Origin of the sequence: Mammaliicoccus fleurettii, from assembly GCF_002018435.1 — a bacterium.
GTDB lineage: Bacteria > Bacillota > Bacilli > Staphylococcales > Staphylococcaceae > Mammaliicoccus > Mammaliicoccus fleurettii.
This window is the reverse complement of record NZ_MWJM01000033.1, coordinates 1-4817: the sequence shown is the minus strand read 5'-3', so window position 1 is coordinate 4817 and position 4817 is coordinate 1. Positions and strand designations below refer to the sequence as shown.

Genomic DNA, 4817 nt, shown 5'->3' with positions numbered 1-4817 from the left:
AGATGTGTATAAGAGACAGCGTTTAATGTTAGAAGCCAATGTGTATGATAACTTTAATCCGAACTATTATAATATATCTGATTTTAATCTTCCTAATGGTAAAAAAGAAAAAAGAGGGTTACCGATACCAAAAGCAAGATGTCAAGTTATTAACTATGAATTGTGGGAAACAGGCTACCTCTACACTTCATCAGCTACATTGACCGTTTCAGTAGAGGTTGGCGATATTGTTCAAATTCTTTTTCCTGAAGTTGTTCCAATTGAGGAGGCTCTAGGTAAAAAAAGAAACTTAAACTTAGATATTGTTTATCTCGTTACAAGTGTAGATGAAAGTAATAAAGCTACATTAAAGAACTATTTTCGGGCAATGATTGAAAGCCTTGACGTTCCGAACGCAATAACTAAAACGACAAACTTTGCTATCATTGATTATTTAATTGACCCTCGTAAAAATAATTTAATGAGCTATGGTTATTTCTTTAATTCAACTATCTTTGAAGGAAAGGCTACAATCAACCGAAAAGCGGAAACTTCATCGGCTCATGACGTAGCAAAAAGGATATTTTCAAAGGTTCAATTTCAACCAACTACGACAATTCAACATGCTTCATCTGAAACAGACCCTAGAAACTTGTTATTCATTAACTTTGCTTCAAGAAGCTGGAATAGAAATAGAATCACGACAAGGGTAGATATTAAGCAAAACGTGACAATGGACACGGAAATAATAACAGAACGTTCGGCTTATAATTTTGCTGTTGTGTTTGTTAAAAATAAGGCAACAGACGACTATACAGACCCTCCTAAAATGTACACAGCAAAAAATAATGGAGATGTCATTGACTATAGTACTTATGGTGGAGACGGAACAGACTTGCCAGAAGTAAGGGCAGCAAAAACATTATTTTATGATAGAGATGAACACGGAAACCCGCCAGATATATCTACTATTAAAGCTGAAATTTCGCCCTCTACAATCGTCACAAGATTAATTTTCAACCAAAATGAGCTTTTGCCTTTATACGTTAATGACTTGGTAGATATATGGTATGACGGTAAACTGTATTCAGGGTATATAGCAGATAGAGTTAAAACAGAGCTCAATGATAGACTTATTTTTGTAGAAAGCGGAGACAAACCAAATGTTATATGAGTATGTAGCTACTTACGGAGACAAATATAGAATAGATAGCTTCACAGGGTACAGAGAGCTACGTAAAGACCACTTAGAACTTTTATCTGGTAAAGTATATTATAATAGCGAAAACTCGCTTAGAATCGAAACTACGCTCTTGTACGAAGTTGGTCAATTTGTATCAATTGGTGGTTATCCGTATGGCGGTAGAAAATTTAGATTATTAGAGCTTTCAATTACTGATAACCCAGTTTTAGATAAAGCGAAGATAATTTCAAGAAAGGTTAAAAATGACAATTAAAAACTTTACATTCTTTAGTCCAAATGGTACAGAGTTTCCAGTCGGTTCTAATAATGACGGAAAGCTATACATGATGTTGACAGGAATGGACTATGGAACAATTAGACGAAGAGACTGGACAAGTCCGTTAAATACAGCCCTTAATGTACAATATACTAATACTTCAATTGTTGCTGGTGGAAGATATTTTGAACTATTAAACGAAACTGTAGCTTTAAAAGGAAATGCAGTCAATTATATCCATGCAAATATTGACTTAACTCAAACAGCACACCCTGTTACTTTATCGGCTGAAACTTCAGACAATAGCAATAATGTTGATTTAAATAATAATTCAGGTGTACTTAAAGTTGTGATAGATATTAGAACAACTAACGGAACAGGAGTTATAAGTGCTAAGCAACCAACTGAACATACTTTACTTGATGATGTTATTATTAATAGCCTAGTCAATAAAAAGGATGTTCCTTGGACTGATTTAAATAGGGCTGGTGGAGTAGGTTCAACAGGTACATTACAGGCAAGAATTATTAATGGTGTAATTTACGTTATAGGAAATAGCATTCCTGTGCCAAATGTCACACCGAATTTCATTGTTCCGGTTGGCACTTTCCCACCTGCTTTTGGAACAAATCTACCTCAATTTGATACTGCTGGTTCATTTTATTCTCCTGGCCACCTGTCGTTATCTTTAATTAACATGTCTCCAAGTGGTATCGCAGTAGGTAATCCAAATAACACTCCAATGAACGGAAAAACAATATCTTTCGCTTTATCAGCGCCTTTATTGTAAACAAATAGAAAGCAAAATATAATGGTAACTAGAATGATTTTAATAACTATCTTGATTTTGGCGATTTTGTTCGCTACATGGATTAAAGATAGAGAAGCAATGAACCCACCTTTCAAGCGTAGACTTGTAATTGATTTGACGGTAGTCTTCGCGCTATGGGTTTTATACGCAGTCTTTTACTTTACTCAAACTCCTTCAACCTCTGACATTGCGAAAACAGTGATTGACGTAGGATTGTTGTACTTCGTAGGACAATTTATTTACTTAATCGCAAAAATTAGCCCTATGTTTGACGGTTTGGTTAAACTTATGAAAAAGAATGGTGTAAGTGTTCCTGAGGCGGAAGAAGAACAAACGGAGGATAAAAAAGAATGAATATAAATAATGCTGGCGTTCGTGGGCATAAACCTACTGGGGTTGTAATTCACAATGACGCAGGCTCAAATGGTGCTAACACTGGCTTCTACAATGGTTGGCTACCCACTCATGACCCAACAAACGGCTTTGCTCATGTTTATATCGCTTCGGATGGACGCTTACAGGCTTCCGACTTCTCTAACAAGGCATGGCATTGCGCTAACTCATACGGTAATGCAAACTACGCCAGCTGGGAAGTATGCCAATCAGAAGGCGACTTAAACCAGTTCTTAAGGAATGAACAAGCGGTACTAGATGATGTAGCTAAGTACATGAAACAATGGGGGCTAACTCCTGATCGTAATACTGTGAAACTACATCAAGAACTTTCAAGCACAAGTTGCCCTAGACGGTCAGTAGAAGCTCACGGTGGCACTTTAGAAAGCTGTCGCTCATACTTTATCACAGAACTAAACAAACGCCTTACAGGTCAAACTGAAAGCAAACAAAACGAAAAGGAAATCGAAATGTATCTTATTTATTGTACAGACACAAAACGCTACTATGTATCTAATGGAGTATCAGTACGCTATGTACGATCTACACGCATGTTAGAAAACTATCAAAACAAATGGGGTAAACTTAATTTACCTAAAGATACCATGTTACAAGTGGAGCTAGACGCTGAATTTGGACCAAACGCAACTAAACTATAAAATAAAAAAAGACAGCTTTATAGCTGTTTTTATTTTTTACCAAGTCACCCAAGCTGTACCGCCTGAACCTTGATATATACTTACTGCTTTGTCTAAATAATCTTGTGGACTTAAGTTAGATACCTGCCCATGCACGCTTTGCATTATCTGTAATAGTCCCCAGCATGATAACTCATTTTCAACATAAGGGTTTCCACTCGACTCCTTATAAATAACATCAAGCCATTTCCCAGCACTTACTCCTGTCTTGCTTGCCATATAATTCGCAGCTATTTCTGGACTTACACTAGACCAATCACTTCCAATAGTGTCACTAGTTGCTGTGTTTGGTACACCTCCCTCATTTTCATTTTCATCGCTAACTTCTTGCGTCCTTTCGGTGTCAGGTTGTTTAGTTGTCTTATCATGTTCTCTTGAGATTCTGTCAGATTCGGCTTGTTTTTCAGCTTCAACTCTTCGTTTATTTTCTTCACTAATTCGTTGTTCTTCAAGTGCTTTCTCCTTAGCTTGCCTTATATGCTCATATTTTGCTTTCTCTTGCGTTTTAAACTCTTGTTGATATAATTGTGCCACAATATCATTAAAGTTGTTATTTGCCATTTTATGAGCGAATTGAATCAACGCTATACTTCTTATTGTATCATCTGTTAATATAAAAATTATTTCCACCTCTTTTAGATATGTTTTGCATAGTGACCTTTTAATTTTCGGCCTACCCTTATTGATTCACAGCATGCATTCCTTTTTAAACCTAGATAATACGATAATTCGGTTGCACTGTCATAAATCGTTCCATTCCACAAAACTTTCTTTTTCTGATTTTCATGCATTGCATGAATTCCTGTGTTTCTTCCGTCTCTATGCTGTCTTTTTACATTTTCTGATAAAGTTACATATTCAAGATTTTCTAACCTATTATCTGTTTTGATTCCATTTAAGTGGTCGACGGTTAGTTCACTTTCTCCTTTAAAAGCTGACATGACAATTCTATGGACGAGCTCTCTTCTTCCGTTTATAGATGTTTGCAAATAACCACAAGTTGAACTAAATTTCTTTTTCTTTAGACCATTTTTAGTTATTTTAAATACTTCGCCATTATCATGAACAATATAATTTGTTTTATATCTAGTTTTATTCATTTATTCTCCTTTATGTGTACGTGAATTATAATATGCTTTCGTCATAACTATGTCTTTATTATTTGCTTTCATATTTTTAAATGACTTAATAACTTTATATTCGCCCTGTGAATCAATTTCAATTAAACGCATTTCAAATAAAGGAACAAGCCTATACATTGTTAATACAAACGCAAAATCATTATTTGCTTCTTCTAGCGTGTCGCTTGTTTTATAATAATCTCCATCTATTGCGCTATACCAAATCTCATATTTCATGCCATGCTCTTTTCTATTAAATCTTTTCTTAAAATTTTGGCGGTTCTTGTCGTTCTGGCGTTTCAACTTTATCATATTCGCCATTTTTAATATAAAAACCTGTCTCTTATACACATCT

At 35.2% G+C, this 4817-nt stretch carries 8 protein-coding genes; 5 read left to right on the top strand and 3 right to left on the bottom strand.

What is annotated here, in order from left to right; genetic code table 11:
• The 5 genes from B2G86_RS12875 to B2G86_RS12855 all read left to right on the top strand — a co-directional run.
• A partial coding sequence (locus tag B2G86_RS12875) for a hypothetical protein (protein WP_206744472.1) occupies positions 1-1153 on the top strand: 1153 nt, incomplete at its 5' end.
• Entirely contained in the window at positions 1143-1436 is a 294-nt protein-coding gene (locus B2G86_RS12870; protein WP_078358586.1) for a hypothetical protein, read from the top strand. The genes B2G86_RS12875 and B2G86_RS12870, both read left to right, overlap by 11 nt.
• Positions 1426-2229: a hypothetical protein gene (locus B2G86_RS13245; RefSeq protein ID WP_142242942.1), complete on the top strand. Its 804-nt coding sequence runs from the start codon at positions 1426-1428 to the stop codon at positions 2227-2229. The genes B2G86_RS12870 and B2G86_RS13245 overlap by 11 nt, the downstream gene beginning before the upstream one ends.
• A gap of 21 nt (positions 2230-2250) precedes the next feature.
• On the top strand, positions 2251-2604 hold the full coding sequence (locus B2G86_RS12860) for a hypothetical protein (protein ID WP_078358585.1): 354 nt from the start codon (positions 2251-2253) through the stop codon (positions 2602-2604).
• Positions 2601-3302, top strand: a complete 702-nt coding sequence (locus B2G86_RS12855; protein WP_078358584.1) for a peptidoglycan recognition protein family protein — start codon at positions 2601-2603, stop codon at positions 3300-3302. The genes B2G86_RS12860 and B2G86_RS12855 overlap by 4 nt, the downstream gene beginning before the upstream one ends.
• A gap of 36 nt (positions 3303-3338) precedes the next feature.
• On the opposite strand, the gene B2G86_RS12850 is transcribed toward B2G86_RS12855, so the two are convergent.
• The 3 genes from B2G86_RS12850 to B2G86_RS12840 form a co-directional block, all read right to left on the bottom strand.
• The gene (locus B2G86_RS12850; protein WP_078358583.1) at positions 3339-3923 is read right to left on the bottom strand and encodes a lytic transglycosylase domain-containing protein; all 585 of its coding nucleotides are present in this window, start codon (positions 3921-3923) and stop codon (positions 3339-3341) included.
• Between the two features lie 53 nt (positions 3924-3976).
• Positions 3977-4441, bottom strand: a complete 465-nt coding sequence (locus tag B2G86_RS12845; protein WP_078358582.1) for an HNH endonuclease — start codon at positions 4439-4441, stop codon at positions 3977-3979.
• A partial coding sequence (locus B2G86_RS12840; RefSeq protein WP_206744471.1) for a hypothetical protein occupies positions 4442-4817 on the bottom strand: 376 nt, incomplete at its 5' end.